We start from the raw sequence: 16,727 nt of genomic DNA, 5'->3' as shown, positions 1-16,727 counted from the left end.
CCCTCATTCCGCGCGGCACGATCGCGAATTCGGAACTATGCTGGCGCTTTCCTCGAGGTGGCGGGTGACCGTCGTGGCAGAAGGAGATCGCGATGTCCGGCGAGCACAAATCCCTGGGGCACATCCGTCTGACCTCACACAGCGGCGGAGTCGACGCCCCGCCCATCGAATGGGGCGCGGCGACCGCGGCCGAGCGCGGGCCGGTCATCGGCACCACCGGAGTTCGGGCCCATCGCAACGTGATCGGCACCCACAGCGGGTCGTACAGCGTCTACCGCGCGCTAGCGGTGGCCGCCGGAGCGCTCGCCCGGGACCATCGCGCAGACCTGACCAACACCTCTCCGACCGACCACATCGGCCCGTACCCCCAGTGGGGCGACCCGAAGGCGATCGTCTCCCTCGATCCGTGGGGCGCCACGGTCGCGGAGAGCTTTCCCGACAAGATCGCCGCAGGCTACGACGTCCGTCCGACCATCGCCGTCACCAAGGCACACGTCATCCTCCCCGAGATCGCCGAGGCGATCGAGAAGGGGCGCCTCGTCCCCGACGGCAAGGTGCTCCTGCCCAGCGGTGCGGCGCTGGTGACGAAAGCGGCGGTCGAGCCGGTCTGGCACCTGCCCGGCGTAGCCGCACGATTCGGTTGTTCCGAGGCCGAGTTGCGGCGCGTCCTGTTCGAGGAGACCGGGGGCATGTATCCCGAGCTCGTGACCCGGTCGGACCTGGAGGTGTTCCTCCCACCGATCGGCGGGCAGACCGTCTATGTGTTCGGCGACGCACGCGATCTCGCCGATCCGACGGTGGAGCTGACCGCCCGCGTCCACGACGAGTGCAACGGCTCGGATGTCTTCGGGTCGGACATCTGCACGTGCCGCCCGTATCTCACGCACGCGATCGAGGAATGCATCCGCGGTACCCAGCGCGGTGGTGTCGGTCTGGTCTCCTACTCCCGCAAGGAGGGACGAGCGCTGGGCGAGGTGACCAAGTTCCTGGTCTACAACGCACGCAAACGTCAGGAGGGCGGCGACACCGCCGACCAGTACTTCGCGCGTACCGAATGTGTTGCGGGAGTGCAGGACATGCGGTTCCAGGAACTCATGCCCGACGTCCTGCACTGGTTCGGTATCACCAAGATCCACCGGTTGGTGTCGATGAGCAACATGAAGTACGACGCGATCACCGGTTCGGGTATCGAGGTCGGCGAGCGGGTCAACATCCCCGACGAGCTCGTCCCGGCCGACGCCCGTGTGGAGATCGACGCCAAGATGGCCGCCGGGTACTTCACCCCGGGACCGGTTCCCGACGCCGAGGAGCTGCGACGGGTCAAGGGCCGGGGGCTGGAGTGACCATTCCTGCACAGGAGGGCATCCCGTCGCGAGAAGATGTCGCCGCCGCAGCATTGCTGCGTACGAGCACCGCGGTCCGTGAACGGTCTCGCCAACTCCTGGATCGCGCACGCGCCGGCGACTCCCCGTGGTTCACCGTGCACGACGACGCTCTCGGTTCCGCGGCGGACGTCGTGGTCGAGACAACCCGCGAGCGTTATCCCGACGGGGCGATCCCGTTTCACAGTCGCTGGCGCCATTTCGAAGCCGGGGGCGTCGACCGGCTCGGGTCGCTGCGCGACGCACTCCCTCCCGAGGGTTCCCCGGACCGTAGCCGCGCACTCATCGACGTCGTCCTGGTCAGCGTCCTCCTCGACGCCGGAGCCGGTGCCGAGTGGTCGTATCGGGAGGAGTCGACCGGTCTGGTCCTGACCCGCTCGGAAGGTCTCGGGGTCGCCAGTTGGGAGGCCTTCACCGGCGGTCTGTTCTCCGGCGATGCGGCGCGACCGCTTCGGGTCGATGCCGCCGGCCTCCGAGCGGTGACGGTCGAGAAGCTCGGCGTCGTCTTCCAGGTCTCCCCCGTCAATCCGCTCACCGGCCTGGAGGGTCGCGTCGAACTGCTGCGGCGCCTCGGCGACGCCCTCGCCGATCAACCCGCGGTCTTCGGTCCCGACGGCCGGCCGGGAGGCCTCTTCGATCACCTGACCTCCGACGGCCGCGACGCGGTGACGGCCTCCGAGATCCTGGGTGCCGTACTGAACCACCTCGGTCCGATCTGGCCGTCGGACAACGAGATCGGTTCGGTGCCGTTGGGCGACTGCTGGCCACACCGGGCGGTGGCCGGTCCGGGCCTCACCGCGGGTTGGGTTCCGTTCCACAAGCTTTCGCAGTGGCTCACCTATTCGCTGTTGGAGCCGTTCAGGTGGGCGGGTGTGGAGGTGACCGGCATCGACGAGTTGACGGGCCTCCCCGAGTACCGCAACGGCGGGCTCCTGCTCGACACCGGCGTCCTGGCGCTTCGGGACGAGGACTGGGCCGGCGTCGAGTGGGAGGTCGGCGATCAGATCGTCGTCGAATGGCGTGCTCTCACCGTGGCACTGCTCGACGAGCTCGCCGGCCTCGTCCGGGATCGACTCGGGGCCGACGCGGCAGCGATGCCACTGGCGTGTGTCCTCGAGGGTGGCACGTGGGCCGCGGGCCGGGTGCTGGCCGCCCAGCTGCGGAACGGGTTGCCGCCCTTGTCGATCCGCAGCACCGGAACCGTCTTCTGAAACCACGACAAGGGGACCCATGGGCACCGTCGCCGTCATCGATCATCCGCTGGTGCAGCACAAGCTCACCCTGATGCGCCGGAAGGACACCTCCACCAACGACTTCCGTCGGCTGCTGAACGAGATCTCCACGCTCATGGCCTACGACGTCCTGCGGGACACCCCCATGCACGAGGTCACCATCGACACACCGCTCGAGACCACCACGGCGAGCGTGATCGACGGCAAGAAGCTGGTGTTCGCGGCCGTGCTCCGGGCCGGCGCGGGCATCGCCGACGGCATGCTGACCGTGGTGCCGGGTGCGCGGGTCGGCCACATCGGCCTCTATCGCGACCCGAAGACGATGGTGGTGGTCGAGTACTACTTCAAGATGCCGTCGGACCTGGACGAGCGCGACGTGGTGATCGTCGATCCGCTTCTCGCGACGGGCTTTTCCGCGGTGGCCGCGATCGACCGGATCAAGGAGTACTCGCCGCGATCGATCAAGTTCGTGTGCCTCGTCGCCTGCCCGGAGGGTATCGACGTGCTGCACAAGGCTCATCCCGAGGTCCCCGTCTACACCGCGGGGATCGACCGCGAACTCGACGACAACGGATTCATCCGCCCGGGATTGGGTGATGTCGGCGACCGGGTGTTCGGGACGGCCTGACGAGAGTTCGGTGAGGTCCGGTCACCAGGCCCTTCGTGGCTCGCTCCGCTCGCACCTCAGGGAGCAGAGGTCGGGTCAGGAGACCTGCCAGGCGACCGCCGCGCCGATCGCGCCGGTGGCGTTGAGGGCCCAGTGCAAGGCGATCGGGGCGAGGAGACTCGTGGTGCGCTGTCGGAGCCAGCCGAGGACGAAGCCCGCGAATCCGGTCGCCACCACCGCACCCCCGATCCCGGCGACCTGCGCGACGGTGCCCGACCCGAGGGCACCGCTGAGGCCTTCGTTGCCCTCGGTGAGTCCGGTCGAGGACAGGATGTGCCACAGTCCGAAGGCGACGGCGCCGTACACCAGGGTCGCCGTCGGCCCGAACAACCGCCCGAGCGTCCCCTGCAGGACACCGCGGAACATCAGTTCCTCGGGGATCGCGGTCTGCAGCGGGATGATGACGAAGGCGGCGAGCAGTGCCTCGGACGTGTCGTCGTAGCGGTCCGACAGGAAGAAGTCGCGGGTCGCCGGGACCGCGACCGCCGTCGACACGATGGCCGCGACCACGATGACCGACGCCACCGCGAACGGGATACCCGCGCGCAGTTCCGCACGGCTCAGACCCAGTTCACGCCAGTCGAGGCCGCCGAGTCGCGCGACGACCAGCAGGACGAGCGCCGCCACCGGGATGATCAGAACGGCGAGAACGCCGCCCGAACGGTGGGCGACGATGTTGACCGCGATCAGGGCCACGACCACCACGACGAGGAGCGCGACGTCGTGGCGTCTCGAAGGTGCGGTCACCCGTCGAGTGTCGCGCAGGCCGCGGCCCCGTGCCGCCGAACGGCGGGCCGTGACCCAGAATGGTGCAGTGCCCGACACCGCCACCATCCCCGAACGTCTCGAACAGCATCAGGTCGCGCTGTATCTGCTCGCGATCGGTGCGGGGCTGGCTGCCGGGCTGACGCTGCCGTCGGCGGCCGAGTCGATGGATGTCGCGGTCACGCCTCTGCTGGCCGCCCTCCTCTATGTGACGTTCCTCCAGGTGAGGGCGACGGATCTCGTTGCCTCCCTGCGCGACCGGAAGTTTCTCACCGTCGTGCTGGCGGTGAACTTCGTGATCGTGCCGCTCGTGGTCGCGGCGCTGACTCCGCTGCTGCCGACGGACGACGCGATCCGGGTGGGCGCACTGCTCGTGCTGTTGTGTCCATGCGTCGACTACGTCGTCGTCTTCACGGGCCTCGCCGGGGGTGACAACCAACGGCTGCTCGCGGCGACACCGCTGCTGTTGCTCGCCCAGATGCTCATCGTCCCGGTTTATCTGACTCTCCTGCTCGGCGATGGCCGGACGGCGATCGACCCGGAGCCGTTCCTGTGGGCGTTCGCGATCCTGATCGTCGCTCCGCTGGCACTGGCCTGGCTCACGCAGGGATGGGCGGCGCGCAGCGCCGTCGGGCGTCGTGCCGATGACGCCGTGTCGACGACGATGGTGCCGCTGATGATGGCGGTGCTGTTCACCGCGGTCGGTTCACAGGTGCCGCGGATCGATTCGCGGTTCGACGACATCGCCGGTGTCATCCCGGTCTATGCGCTGTTCCTGATCGTCATGGTGTTCATCGGACTCGGCGTCTCGCGCGCCCTTCGACTCACGCCGTCGTCCGGGACGGCCGTGGTGTTTTCCGGCGCGACACGCAACTCGCTGGTCGTGCTCCCGCTGGCGTTGGCGCTCCCGGTCGGTGCCGAACTCGCCGCGGCAACGGTGATTACTCAGACGCTCGTCGAGCTGATCGGGATGGTGATCCTGGTGTGGGCGTTCACTTGTGCGGCACGTCGGCGCTGAGGCCGCCGTCCATCACGAACTCCGCGCCGGTGGCGTACGACGATTCGTCGCTGGCCAGGAACACGACGAAGGTCGACACCTCACTCGACTGAGCCGCCCGGCCCATCGGGACCTTCACCATGTCCTCCGGGATGCCCTCGGTCATCGGCGTGCGGACGAGACCCGGGTGGATCGAATTGACCCGGACGTTGTGCGGGGCGAGCTCGAGCGCGACGGACTTCGCGAGTCCGCGGACACCCCACTTGGTGGCGACATACCCGTGCGCCCAGGGACTTCCGCGTAGCCCCTCGACGGAGGACACGTTGATGATCGAGCCGCCGCCGGCGGCGATCATCAGATCCGCGACAGCCTGGATGCCGAGGAAGGTCCCGGTCAGGTTGACGTCGAGGATCTGCCTCCACTTGTCGAGCCGAAACTGCTGAATGGTCGACCCGTTGACGATGCCCGCGTTGTTCACGAGCACGTTCACCTTTCCGAACTCGTCCACCGCGGTCGTGACAGCCGCCTGCCAGTCCTCCGGCGATGTCACGTCGAGATGGACGTAGCGCGCGGCGGCGCCCAGTTCGGCGGCCAGGGCCTTGCCCTCGTCGTCGAGGATGTCGCCGATCACGACCTTCGCACCCTCGGCGACCAGCGCCCGCGCGTGCTCCGCGCCCATACCGCGGGAACCCCCGGTGATCACTGCAATCTTGTCGTCTACGCGTCCCATGGCGAGCCACGCTACCTCGGTCGACCCGAAAATAGAACAGGTTCCACCAAGAAATGGTCTACTGAACAGACATGAGTCCGGACAGGTGTTCACATCGCCCGTCCGGCGGATGCCAGTGCAAGGAGACTCTCGCCATGCCCATACGGGTCGCTCTCGTCGGAACCGGCAACGTCGGCCGGTTGTCGCTCACCCAGCTGATCGAGGACTCGCGATTCGAGCTCGTCGCCGTGTGCGTGTCCAGCCCGGAGAAGGTCGACGTCGACGCCGCGACACTGGCCGGGCTCGAGACCCCGACCGGCATCCGGGCCGTCGACGATCTCGACGCGGTCATCGCCGAGAAGCCGGATTGCGTCGTCTACTGCGCGATGGGCGACACCCGCCCGGTCGAGGCGTTCAACGACGTGGTGCGCTTCCTCGCCGCCGGCATCGACGTCGTCGGGTCGTCGCCGAACACCCTGCAGTACCCGTGGGGTGTGATGCCGCAGAAGGCCATCACCAAGATCGAGAAGACCACCGCGGCGAGCGGCGCCAGCCTGTTCGTGACCGGCGTCGATCCCGGATTCGCCAACGACCTCATCCCGTTCGTGTTCGCCGGGACCTGCCAGCGCATCGAACAGGTCCGGTGCATGGAGATCGCCGACTACGCGACCTACGACGGCGCGACGGTCATGTTCGACGTGATGGGCTTCGGCAAACCCCTCGACGAGACGCCGATGCTGTTCCTGCCCGGGGTCCTGGGCCTGGCTTGGGGCACGACGATCCAGCAGCTCGCCGCCGGACTCGGGGTCACCGTCGACGACATTCAGGAAGTCCACGAAAGCGAACCCGCCCCCGAGGACTTCGAGATCGCCGCCGGCACGATCGGCAAGGGCACGCGCGCGGCGGTGCGCTTCCAGATCATCGGCAACGTCGAAGGACGGCCGGCGATCGTCATCGAACACGTCACCCGGCTACGCGGCGACCTGCGTCCGGACTGGGCCCAGCCGGCACAGCCCGGCGGTTGCTACCGGGTCGAGATCACCGGCGAGCCGTCGTACACCGTCGACATCTGCCCGACGAGCCTCAAGGGCGATCACAATCACGCCGCGATCGTCGCCGCCGCGGGCCGGATCGTGAACGCGATCCCCGCGGTGGTCGAGGGCCCCGCAGGACTTCGCACGACGCTCGATCTGCCGCTCGTCACCGGACCCGCACTCACACCGCCCCTGCGTCGTGCATGAGGATCGCCACCTGCACGCGGTTCGAGGCGTCGAGTTTGGTGAAGATGTGCGAGATGTGCGCCTTCACTGTCGCGAGGCTCATGTAGAGCCGTTCGGCGATCTCGGCATTCGACGCTCCGCGTGCGAGTTCGACTGCGACGTCGTGCTCTCGCGCGGTCAGTGACTCGATACGGGTTGCGGCCGAGGCGGATCGGGCTCCCCCGCCGTCGACGACCTGCTTGATCAACGCCGCGGTGACCGACGGACTCAGGGCCGGCTGCCCGGCGAGGACGTTGTGGATCGCCGCGACGATCTCGTCGGGTGCGGTGTCCTTGAGGAGAAAGCCGTCGGCGCCCATGGCGAGCGCACGCACGACGAAATCGTCGGCGTCGAACGTGGTCAGCACGATGACCGCCGGCGGCGCCGAACCTGCCTTGAATCGTCCGGTGGCCTCGATGCCGTCGAGGACCGGCATGCGCAGATCCATCAACACCAGGTCGACCGGACTGTCCCGGTGGCTGTCCAGGGCCTCCTGTCCGTTGCCTGCCTCGGCGACGATCTCGAGTCCGGCGTCGCCCCCGAGGAGCAGACGCAGCCCGGACCGGACGAGCGGGTCGTCGTCGACGATCATGATGCGCGCGGTCATGACTGCCACGGTAGCCAGACGTGCAGCAGGAATCTCTTGTCGTCGCCGACGGTCGCCGATTGCCGCCCGCCGTGGAGGCCGACGCGTTCGGCGAGCCCGACCAGACCGTAACCGGGAGCTGGCGAGGCGGACCCGGCCGACAACGGCAACGGATTCTCGACGAGGAGATCGACCCCGTGGTCGGGACCGCCGCGGATGTGCATCGTCACCGGCGCGCTCGGCGAGTGCCGGCGCGCATTGGTCAGAGCTTCCTGCACGCAGCGGTAGAGCGTGCGGGCGATGGCGGGAGGCAGTGCGGCGATGTCGATCTCACAGCGGGTATCGACACGCATCCCGAGCGTCCGCGCTTCCTCGACGAGCGCCATCAGGTCGGGTGCGCCCTGTGGTTCCTCCGGGGCGGCGTCGCCCGGACCCTCTCGCAGGACGCCGAGCACCTCGCGCAACTCGGTGAGCGCGAGGTGCGAGGTCTCCTGGATCGTCCGTGCGGTCTCGCGCACCTGCTCCCCACTCAGGTCGGTCCGGTAGGCTAACGCTCCGGCCGACATGCTCATCGCCGAGATCCGATGGGCGAGAATGTCGTGCATCTCCCGCGCGATGCGCGCACGCTCCAGCGACCGTGCCTGTTGGACCTTGGCCTGCTGCTCCGCCTCCGACGCGAGGGCCCGGGCCTGCCAGCTCGCGAGGAGTTCCCGGCGCGAGCCGATGTACATGCCCCAGAACACCATCGACGCGGTCACCGCCCCCGTGACCAGATACTGCACGAGGACGGGATCGTCTTCTTCCACCGGTGTGGAGAAGAACTGGAGACCGAGGGCGTTGGCGACGATGCAGAGGAGCGTCAGCGGGATGATCTCACTCCAACGGCGCCGGGTCGCCATCGACACCATCGCGAGTACCGCGGGCCCCAAGGACAGCGTGGACGCGATGCTCGCGACGTTGGTGAACACGGTCACCGCAACGGGATGGCTTCGGCGCCACCAGATGACGGTGTAGGACGCGACCCCGAGCGCGAGATCGGCGAGGTACCACCACCGGGCCTCGTTCCACAGATACTCCGCGCGGGTGGAGAACACCGCGAGGGAAAGCAGGAGCATCGCCAGGAGTCGCCAGGTATGACCCACCCACGTCAGCGGAGGTTGATACTGCTCGGGTTGCACAACCGCAACGGTAGTCCGACGCCCGGGGAGTCGACCTCCGACCTTCGGGTGCCGTGGTTCTACGACTTTCGGCTGATGCAGTCGTGAACCGGCGGCCGATGTGTGCGACCGCCCGCGACGACGACCATGACATCCATGATCACAGTGCAGAACCTCACGAAAAGGTATGGCGACCATGTCGCGGTCGACGACGTGTCCTTCACCTGCCGTCCCGGGCAGGTCACCGGCTTCCTCGGCCCCAACGGCGCCGGCAAGTCGACGACCATGCGGATCATCGCCGGGCTCACCCCCGCGACGTCCGGAACCGCGCACCTCTACGGTGTCGACTACCGGACCATCCCGAATCCGGCCACGCAGGTCGGAGTGCTCCTCGACGCGTCGGCCCAGCATGCCGGACGGACCGGAGCCGAAATCCTGCGCCTGGCCGCGATGACCATGGGAATCCGCGGCGACCGGGTCGACGAGATGCTCGAGATGGTCAGCCTCACACCGGAGGAGGCAGGCCGTCGGGTCCGCAACTACTCGCTCGGGATGCGTCAGAGGTTGGGCATCGCGGCGGCACTGCTCGGTGACCCGAAGATCCTGATCCTCGACGAACCGGCCAACGGCCTCGACCCCGCCGGCATCCACTGGATGCGGACCCTGTTGCGCGACTACGCCGATCGTGGCGGCGCAGTCCTGCTGTCGTCGCACCTGCTCCACGAGATCGAGATCATCGCCGACGACATCGTCGTGATCGGCGGCGGGCGGATCGTCGCCCAGGGCACCAAGGCAGAACTCCTGGCCGGTGCGGGCGCCCGCGTCCACTCGCTCGACGACGCGACACTCGGCCAGGCACTCACCGCGGCCGGGATCTCGTTCCGCCACAACACCTCGGGCGGACTCGAGGTCGACGCCGACCCGGTCGAGGTCGGCCGTGCCGCGGCGGCGGTCGGGGTCGTCCTCACCGAGCTTCGTCCCGCCGACGGCGCGCAGCTCGAAGCCATGTTCCTGCAGCTGACCTCCGACACCCAGCGCGAGCAGCCCACCCTCGAAGGAGCCCTCCGATGACCATCGCCGACTTCAGCACCCCGCTCGCACCGACGCCGGGTATCGACGTCACGCGCCCGGGAATCCCGTTCGCGCGCCTGGTGCGGGTCGAACTCCGCAAGCTCGTCGACACCCGGGCCGGCTTCTGGCTGACCGCGTCGATCGGCGTCATCGCGGCTATCGTCATGGTCGCGATGCTCATCGCCAACCGGAACAACCCCGAGAACCTCAACCTCGGAGAGTTCTTCGGGATGATGAACATCCCCACCGCGATCATCCTGCCGATCCTGGCGATCCTGCTGGTGACCGGTGAGTGGAGCCAGCGTACGGCGCTCACGACCTTCACGCTCGAGCCGCGTCGGGAACGGATCATCGGCGCGAAACTCACGGCGTCGATGATCACCGCGGTGGCCGCCGTCGCGGTGGCCCTGGTACTCGGCGTCATCGGCAACGGTATCGCCGCCATCGCCTTCGCCGATCCGGCCGGCTCGTGGGGGCTCAGCCTTGCCGGCTTCGTCAATTCCTTTGTGATCCAGGCCTTCGGGTTGCTGCTGGGATTCGGTTTCGCCGCCCTCATCCTCAACACACCAGGAGCCATCGTCGCCTACTTCGCACTCCCGACCGCCCTGTCGGTGGTCAGCGAACTGGTCCCCTGGTTCAAGGACAACCTCGGCCAGTGGGTCGACACCACCCTGACCAACATGCCCTTCCAGTCCGGCGAATGGGCCTCCGGCGGCGAATGGGCCCGACTGCTGGTGTCGGGCCTGATCTGGATCGCCCTGCCCCTCGGCGTCGGAGTGCTCCGGGTCATGCGGTCGGAGGTGAAGTAGGACAACTCCCCTGAATCAGGCACGGGCGGTCACCGCCGGCGACCCGGGGTTGCCGGCGGTAACCGTGCGGGAGCAGTATTGGGCCGAAGTAGGCACAGCCCGTGTCGCGGATGATGATTCGCTGCTAGGTTTGCCAGGTTCTCGAGAAATGAGGAACCCACGTGTCGTCGTCGACCCCCACCAACGACCCGGTCGCAGAACCCCCTGCCGAACCTTCTGTCGAGGCACCTGCGGACCTCGGCGCGGAGTCGCCGGCAGACGTCGAGAGCGGCGATGACGCCCGCCCGGCCTGGTGGCGACGCCGCCTCGACCGCTTCTCCTGTGTCGGGCTGGCCGTCGCGCTGGTCTTCCTCTGGCTGTCGATGACACCGTCGCTGCTGCCCCGCGGCGCGCTGTTCCAGGGTGTGGTCAGCGGTGCGTCGGCTGCAGTCGGATATGCGCTCGGCGTGTTCTTCTCGTGGCTGATCCGCTTCATGATCTCGCGCGACAAGCCGTGGCCGGCCCCGATGCACCGGGTCTGGGTGGCCCTCGGCCTCGCCGCGATCGCCGGCACGGTCGTCATGCTCGTGATGTTCCAGCGGTGGCAGGACGACATCCGCACGATGATGAGCGTCGACCTGTTGTCCTGGACCGCATACCCGCAGATCGCGATCATCTGCGTGGTGGTGTTCTTCCTGCTCATCCTGATCGGGCAGGCATGGGGCGACGGGGTCGTCTGGCTCGTCCGGACGATCAACCGCTTTGCGCCGCCGCGAATCTCCGCGGTCGCGGCGATCGTCGTCGCGATCCTGGTCACCGTGTTCGTCCTCAACGGCGTGGTCGCGAACTACGGCATGAAGGCGCTGAACTCGACGTTCGCCTCGGTCAACGACGAGACGACCGCCGATTCGAAGCCGCCGACCTCGCCGCTTCGCTCCGGTGGTCCGGGCTCGTTGGTGACCTGGGATTCGCTGGGACGTCAGGGACGGATCTTCGTCTCGGTCGGTCCGAGCGTCGAGGAACTCTCCGCGTTCAACGGCGCGCCTGCGATGGAACCCATCCGCGCCTACGTGGGACTCGGCTCGGGCGACGACCTGCGCGCCAACGCGGAACTGGCCGCCGAAGAACTCGAACGCACCGGCGGGCTGCAGCGAAAGGTCGTCGCAGTCGCATCGACCACCGGCACCGGCTGGATCAATCAGGCCACCGTGGACTCCCTCGAGTACATGTACAACGGCGACACGGCCACGGTCAGCATGCAGTACTCCTACCTCCCCAGTTGGCTGTCCTTCCTGGTCGACAAGGAACGGGCCCGCCAGGCCGGTCAGGCGCTGTTCGAGGCCGTCTCCGAGCGGGTGCGCGCGATCCCGGAGGCCCAGCGGCCCAAGCTCGTGGTCTTCGGCGAGAGTCTCGGTTCGTTCGCCGCCGAGTCGGCCTTCGGCACGATTCCGTCCCTCAACGCCCGGACCGACGGCGCGTTGTTCGTCGGCCCGACGTTCAACAATTCGCTGTGGGTCGACACGACCACCAACCGCGACCCCGGCACGCCCGAGTGGCAACCGACCTATGACGACGGCCGACAGGTCCGCTTCATCGCCGACGCTCCGGATCTCTACAACGCCAAGGGCGAGTGGGTCCCGGGCCGCGCGGTCTACCTGCAGCATGCCTCCGACCCGATCTCGTGGTGGTCGCCGCGCCTGATCCTGCGCGAGCCCGACTGGCTCAACGAAGCGCGTGGACGGGACGTCCTGCCGGCGATGCACTGGATTCCCTTCGTGACCTTCCTGCAGGTCAGCGCCGACATGGCGGTGTCGACCGGAGTCCCGGACGGTCATGGACACTTCTATCTGGCAGCCATCCCGGCGGCATGGGCAGAGATCCTGCAGCCACCGGGTTGGACCCCGGAGAAAACCGAGAAGCTCATCCCGCTGCTGAATCGCGACTGAGCGGCACCCGACCGGTTCTGCGAACGAGCAAGATCGGTCGGGTCGGGAAGGCCCTCGGCGTTCCATACTCGATGGGTGAGCCCAACCCCCGGCGACCGTGATCGTCTGCGTGAGTTGCTCGACGCCGTGCTGGCCGACGAGCACTCGAACCTCGATGAGATGGCGACCGGCGCGTTCTCGTCGCCGTTCCACTTCTCCCGGCAGGTGAGCCGAGGGGTGGGCGAGTCGCCGGTCGCGCTTCGCCGGCGAGTACTCCTCGAGCGGGCGGCATGGCTGCTGCAGCACGGCAAGACCGTCACCGAGGTGGCCTTCGACTCCGGCTATGAGTCCGTGGACGGTTTCGCGCGGGCCTTCACCCGCGCGTTCGGGCACAGCCCGGGCCGGGCTGCCTCGGTCGGCCGCTCTGGACCGACCGCCGAGCACAGTCACTGGCTGCCCGCCCCCAACGGCATCCACTTCCATTCGCCCACAGTGCTCTACGTCGACAACGGCACTCCCACCACCGAGAGTGCCGGCGACGTCGTGATGCTCATGATCCGGCACGACCTCGACGACATCGAGGCGCTGCTGGATGCCGCCAAGGGAGTCGACGAGCAGGACTGGACGCGGCGACGGCTCCCCGGCCATGAACCCCTGCACTGGAATGGGCCGGAAGAGTCACTCGCGCAGGTCATGTCGCATCTCGTCGCGGACAAACACCCCTGGCTGGCCACGATCGAGGGTGCCGACATGCCGCCGGACCCGCCGTCCAACCTTACCGGGCTCGTCGAGCTCCACCGCGAGCTGACACCGAGGTGGCTGGCGCTGATCCGCGACATCGACCGGCGCAACGCCTGGCAGGACCGCGTCATCGACGCACTGTGCGATCCGCCCGAATCATTCCTGCTCTCCCAGATCGTCGCGCACGTCCTGACGTTCTCCGCTCATCGTCGTCAACTCGCGCGGTGGATGCTGCACGACACCGGCGTCGACGTCGCGGCACTCGACCCCGATCCGATCATGTGGCACCGCAAGCACTCCGGAGGTTTCTAGAATGGTGTTCCGCTACTACACCGCGACCACCCTCGACGGCTATCTCGCCGACGACCACGACAGCCTCGACTGGCTCCTGACCCAGCCGCTCGAGGAAGGTGGCCCGATGAACTACGACGACTTCTTCGCCGAGATCGGCGCCGCCGTCATGGGGTACACCACCTACCAGTGGCTCCTCGACAACGAACTCGCCAACGGCAAGCCGTGGCCGTACGAGATCCCGTCCTTCGTGTTCACCCATCGGACGATCACTCCGGTCGCCGAGTCGATCACCGTCGTCGACGGCAACCCCGCCGACCACCGCGATCTGCTGACCGAAGTAGCTGCCGGCAAGGACGTGTGGGTGGTCGGCGGAGGCGATCTCGCCGCCCAGTTCGCCGAGGCCGGAATGCTCGACGACATGATCGTCTCGATCGCACCGGTCACCCTCGGTTCCGGGCGCCCCCTGTTCCCCCGGCGCTACGACCTCGAACTGCAGGAGTTCGCCCGCAACGGCGCCTTCCTGTGTGCGCGTTACTCACTCGTCGGTGCACGCACGCCGCTCGCCGAGGTCTGACCCCGCACGACCGGCGCGAGCACTCAGCCCTCGCCGACCGACTTGCGCAGCACGTCGGACACCTCGCCGCGAGCCCACTTGGGCAGGATGAAGATCCCCTCGGCCTCGGCGGTGACCTTGCCGTCGCGCGTGATCGTGCCGGTGACAAAGGTTTTCACACCCTCGACACGGTCGACCCGCGCCTCGCCGCGGATCCGGCCGAGCGGCGTCGCACTGCGATATCGGACGTTGAGCGTGCCGGTCATGCCGGGAACGCCCTGGAACTCCGCGGTCGAGCCGAGGAGCTGGTCGAGGATCAATGCCAGGACACCGCCGTGGACGAGCCCGGCCGGTCCTTCGTAGGCCGCGCCGAGATCGACTTCGGTCCAACTGAATTCGGCTTCGTGATGCAGCTCGACGGGCGGTGCGATCGGATTGCGCCGCCCCAGAACGGCATTGCCCCAGGATCGCTTGGTGCCGTCGGTGTTGAACCGGATGCCGTAGGCACCGGGCAACTGGTCCTTGCGCAGGATCTCGGTCGCGGCCTCGATGAGGCGTCGCGCCTCGGCGATGTCGGCCTCGCCGACCTCGGTGCGCACCGTCGCGTCGATCAGTTCGCGCACGCTCCCGGCGATCGACGACGCGAGCTCCGAACGATGTGCGAGCTCCTTGGGGTCGATGTCCTCCTGGATGTATCCGCTCATGGGTTCATCTAACAGGGCGCCACTGGCAGTCCGCCCGCCGGACGTCCTGACTGCCGAGTAAGCTCCCTCGCATGACAGACCAAGCCTGGAATGAACGCGACTGGACCGCGTTCGACGTCACCGTCGCCGACCACATCGCCGAGGTCGCGCTCACCGGCCCCGGCAAGGGCAACGCGATGGGCCCCGACTTCTGGCGCGAGCTCCCGGAACTGTTCGGTTTCATCGACCGCGATCCCGAGGTGCGCGCGGTCGTGCTGACCGGCGCGGGCAACCACTTCTCCTACGGGCTCGACCTCGTCGCCATGGCCGGCACGCTGGCCAACGTCCTGGCCGACAACGCCAAGGCCGCGGCGCGCACCGAGTTCCTGGAGTCGCTGCGCAAGCTGCAGGCCGGCATCACCGCGGTCGCGGACTGCCGCAAGCCGGTCATCGCTGCGATCTCGGGCTGGTGCATCGGCGGCGGTGTCGACCTGATCTGTGCCGCCGACGTCCGCTACGCGAGCGCCGACGCCAAGTTCAGCATCCGCGAGGTGAAGGTCGGCATGGTCGCCGACGTGGGCACGCTCGCCCGCCTGCCGTACATCATCGGCGATGGTCACCTGCGCGAACTGGCGCTGACCGGCAAGGACTTCGACGCCGCGCGCGCCGAGAAGATCGGCCTGGTCAACGACGTCGCCGACGATCGGGACGCTGTTCTCGCGCTCGCCCGCGAGACCGCCCGGGAGATCGCCGACAACCCGCCGCTGGTGGTCCACGGCATCAAGGACGTGCTCGACCACTCCCGCAGCGCCGCCGTCCACGACAGCCTGCGCTACGTCGCGGCCTGGAACTCGGCGTTCCTCCCCAGCGAGGACCTGTCGGAGGCCATCACGGCCGTGTTCGAGAAGCGCAAACCGGAGTTCAAGGGTCGCTGACCCGCGTCTGGCGCTTCACACGCCGCTGCGGTGAACCTCCGCGGCCAACGGGTGCGGCGCGTCGTCGAGATCTGCGAGCAGCCGCACGCCGTCCAGCGGTTCGCCGTACGGCGCTCCGATGTCGACGCCGGGCGCACGTTCGCCCACGACGTCGACAAACCGCCGTCTCAGGCGGTCGTTGGACGTCATCACTGTGCCCAACCAGCTGATCCGCGCCTTCTCGCCGGGTCGGTGACCACTGCGTTCCAGCGCAGTGATCGTCGATCCGGCGAGTTCGTCCGCGGCGTCGTCGACGATCCGCTGCGCGACAGCGTCACCCGCCCGGGCGCCGGCGTCGACGACTCGGGCGAATCCGGCCACCCGCGCGACGCGGTCCGGATCTCCCTGCACGACCATGTACAGCTCCTCGAGCGGCCCGAAGATCTCGGCGGCCCGTTCCTGCAGAACCGTCGCGCTCCCCCTGCCGTCGAAAGCGCGCAGTGCGGCACCGATGCCGGCCCGTCCGATCCAGAATGCGCTGCCGGCATCACCGAACAGGTATCCCCAACCGTCGACCCGCTGGACCCCGGCCCGTCCGACGCCGAGCGTGACCACACCGGTGCCGACCGCGGTGACCACGCCGAACTCGTCCCGGTTCGCGGCCAGGTAGGCGGTGACCGAGTCGTGCGCCACCGCGACCGATGTCACCCCGAGGTCGGCGACCGCGGCAAGAAGGGCCGATGGTCTCGCCGCCTGGGGTGTGAGTCCGGAGATCCGGCGGCCACGGTCCACGTGCCCCGCGGGATCCCGACCTCGTGAACGGACGCACCGATCTGTTCGACGACGGGCCGGTCGGTACGGATCGGCCCGAGCTCGTGGTCGTCGGCTCCGGACGGGGTTTCGACCCGCAGTCGCGTTCCCGTCTGCCCACCGTCGACCAGAATATGTCCCGTCGTGTGACCGCCCATGATGTGCACGCTATCCGGCACCGTGCCGACCGGGTG

The 16,727-nt window shown here is 68.2% G+C and carries 16 protein-coding genes and 1 pseudogene; 11 read left to right on the top strand and 6 right to left on the bottom strand.

The genetic code is table 11. The annotated features are described in order from the left end of the window. The first annotated feature begins 92 nt into the window (after positions 1-92). Genes BLU62_RS05935 through upp form a run of 3 tightly spaced genes read left to right on the top strand, consistent with a single transcriptional unit; the run spans position 93 to position 3,242 of the window. Entirely contained in the window at positions 93-1,343 is a 1,251-nt protein-coding gene (locus BLU62_RS05935) for a GTP cyclohydrolase II (protein ID WP_074848694.1), read from the top strand. Next, complete coding sequence (locus BLU62_RS05930) at positions 1,340-2,593, top strand: URC4/urg3 family protein (protein ID WP_208863605.1); 1,254 nt, start codon at positions 1,340-1,342, stop codon at positions 2,591-2,593. Before BLU62_RS05935 ends, BLU62_RS05930 begins: the two co-directional genes overlap by 4 nt. A 19-nt stretch (positions 2,594-2,612) precedes the next feature. After that, a complete protein-coding gene (gene upp, locus BLU62_RS05925; RefSeq protein ID WP_074848692.1) occupies positions 2,613-3,242 on the top strand; it encodes a uracil phosphoribosyltransferase in 630 nt (209 codons plus the stop codon). Between the two features lie 75 nt (positions 3,243-3,317). Here upp and BLU62_RS05920 read toward each other — a convergent pair whose 3' ends face one another. After that, entirely contained in the window at positions 3,318-4,028 is a 711-nt protein-coding gene (locus BLU62_RS05920) for a CPBP family intramembrane glutamic endopeptidase (RefSeq protein WP_074848690.1), read from the bottom strand. Positions 4,029-4,095: 67 nt separating this feature from the next. On the opposite strand from BLU62_RS05920, the gene BLU62_RS05915 reads away from it, so the two are divergent. Next, positions 4,096-5,064: an arsenic resistance protein gene (locus BLU62_RS05915; RefSeq protein WP_208863604.1), complete on the top strand. Its 969-nt coding sequence runs from the start codon at positions 4,096-4,098 to the stop codon at positions 5,062-5,064. Here BLU62_RS05915 and BLU62_RS05910 read toward each other — a convergent pair. Further along, positions 5,039-5,773 (bottom strand): glucose 1-dehydrogenase, encoded by a 735-nt coding sequence (locus tag BLU62_RS05910; protein ID WP_074848686.1) that lies wholly within the window; start codon positions 5,771-5,773, stop codon positions 5,039-5,041. The genes BLU62_RS05915 and BLU62_RS05910 overlap by 26 nt on opposite strands. Positions 5,774-5,907: 134 nt before the next feature. Between BLU62_RS05910 and BLU62_RS05905 the strand changes: the two genes are divergently transcribed. Beyond that, positions 5,908-6,993, top strand: a complete 1,086-nt coding sequence (locus BLU62_RS05905; RefSeq protein WP_074848684.1) for an NAD(P)H-dependent amine dehydrogenase family protein — start codon at positions 5,908-5,910, stop codon at positions 6,991-6,993. Here the strand turns inward: BLU62_RS05905 and BLU62_RS05900 are convergent. Both BLU62_RS05900 and BLU62_RS05895 read right to left on the bottom strand, forming a co-directional pair. Then, the gene (locus BLU62_RS05900) at positions 6,968-7,618 is read right to left on the bottom strand and encodes a response regulator (RefSeq protein WP_074852712.1); all 651 of its coding nucleotides are present in this window, start codon (positions 7,616-7,618) and stop codon (positions 6,968-6,970) included. The two genes, BLU62_RS05905 and BLU62_RS05900, sit on opposite strands and share 26 nt — an antisense overlap. Beyond that, complete coding sequence (locus BLU62_RS05895; RefSeq protein ID WP_074848683.1) at positions 7,615-8,775, bottom strand: sensor histidine kinase; 1,161 nt, start codon at positions 8,773-8,775, stop codon at positions 7,615-7,617. Before BLU62_RS05895 ends, BLU62_RS05900 begins: the two co-directional genes overlap by 4 nt. Before the next feature lie 135 nt (positions 8,776-8,910). Here BLU62_RS05895 and BLU62_RS05890 point away from each other — a divergent pair, with 135 nt between their 5' ends. The 5 genes from BLU62_RS05890 to BLU62_RS05870 all read left to right on the top strand — a co-directional run bounded on the left by BLU62_RS05890 (position 8,911) and on the right by BLU62_RS05870 (position 14,147). Beyond that, positions 8,911-9,825 carry an ABC transporter ATP-binding protein gene (locus tag BLU62_RS05890; RefSeq protein ID WP_208863603.1) on the top strand — a complete coding sequence of 305 codons (915 nt, stop codon included), beginning with the start codon at positions 8,911-8,913 and terminating at the stop codon, positions 9,823-9,825. Further along, positions 9,822-10,634, top strand: coding sequence for an ABC transporter permease (locus BLU62_RS05885; protein WP_074848678.1), 813 nt, complete (start codon positions 9,822-9,824; stop codon positions 10,632-10,634). The genes BLU62_RS05890 and BLU62_RS05885 overlap by 4 nt, the downstream gene beginning before the upstream one ends. A 161-nt stretch (positions 10,635-10,795) precedes the next feature. Continuing rightward, positions 10,796-12,559, top strand: coding sequence for an alpha/beta hydrolase (locus BLU62_RS05880; RefSeq protein WP_074848676.1), 1,764 nt, complete (start codon positions 10,796-10,798; stop codon positions 12,557-12,559). 75 nt (positions 12,560-12,634) lie between these two features. Then, positions 12,635-13,591 carry a helix-turn-helix domain-containing protein gene (locus BLU62_RS05875; protein ID WP_074848674.1) on the top strand — a complete coding sequence of 319 codons (957 nt, stop codon included), beginning with the start codon at positions 12,635-12,637 and terminating at the stop codon, positions 13,589-13,591. 1 nt (position 13,592) lies between these two features. Then, a complete protein-coding gene (locus BLU62_RS05870) occupies positions 13,593-14,147 on the top strand; it encodes a dihydrofolate reductase family protein (RefSeq protein WP_074848672.1) in 555 nt (184 codons plus the stop codon). 23 nt (positions 14,148-14,170) lie between these two features. Here BLU62_RS05870 and BLU62_RS05865 read toward each other — a convergent pair whose 3' ends face one another. Next, positions 14,171-14,830 (bottom strand): PaaI family thioesterase, encoded by a 660-nt coding sequence (locus tag BLU62_RS05865; protein WP_074848670.1) that lies wholly within the window; start codon positions 14,828-14,830, stop codon positions 14,171-14,173. A gap of 71 nt (positions 14,831-14,901) precedes the next feature. Here BLU62_RS05865 and BLU62_RS05860 point away from each other — a divergent pair, with 71 nt between their 5' ends. Beyond that, positions 14,902-15,744 (top strand): crotonase/enoyl-CoA hydratase family protein, encoded by an 843-nt coding sequence (locus BLU62_RS05860; RefSeq protein WP_074848668.1) that lies wholly within the window; start codon positions 14,902-14,904, stop codon positions 15,742-15,744. Positions 15,745-15,759: 15 nt separating this feature from the next. Here the strand turns inward: BLU62_RS05860 and BLU62_RS05855 are convergent. Beyond that, positions 15,760-16,691, bottom strand: a pseudogene (locus BLU62_RS05855) (N-acetylglucosamine kinase). Positions 16,692-16,727: the final 36 nt, after the last annotated feature.

It is taken from the genome of Gordonia westfalica (assembly GCF_900105725.1).
Lineage (GTDB): Bacteria > Actinomycetota > Actinomycetes > Mycobacteriales > Mycobacteriaceae > Gordonia > Gordonia westfalica.
The sequence above is the reverse complement of the archived record's forward strand: the minus strand, read 5'-3'. Positions and strand labels throughout refer to the sequence as shown.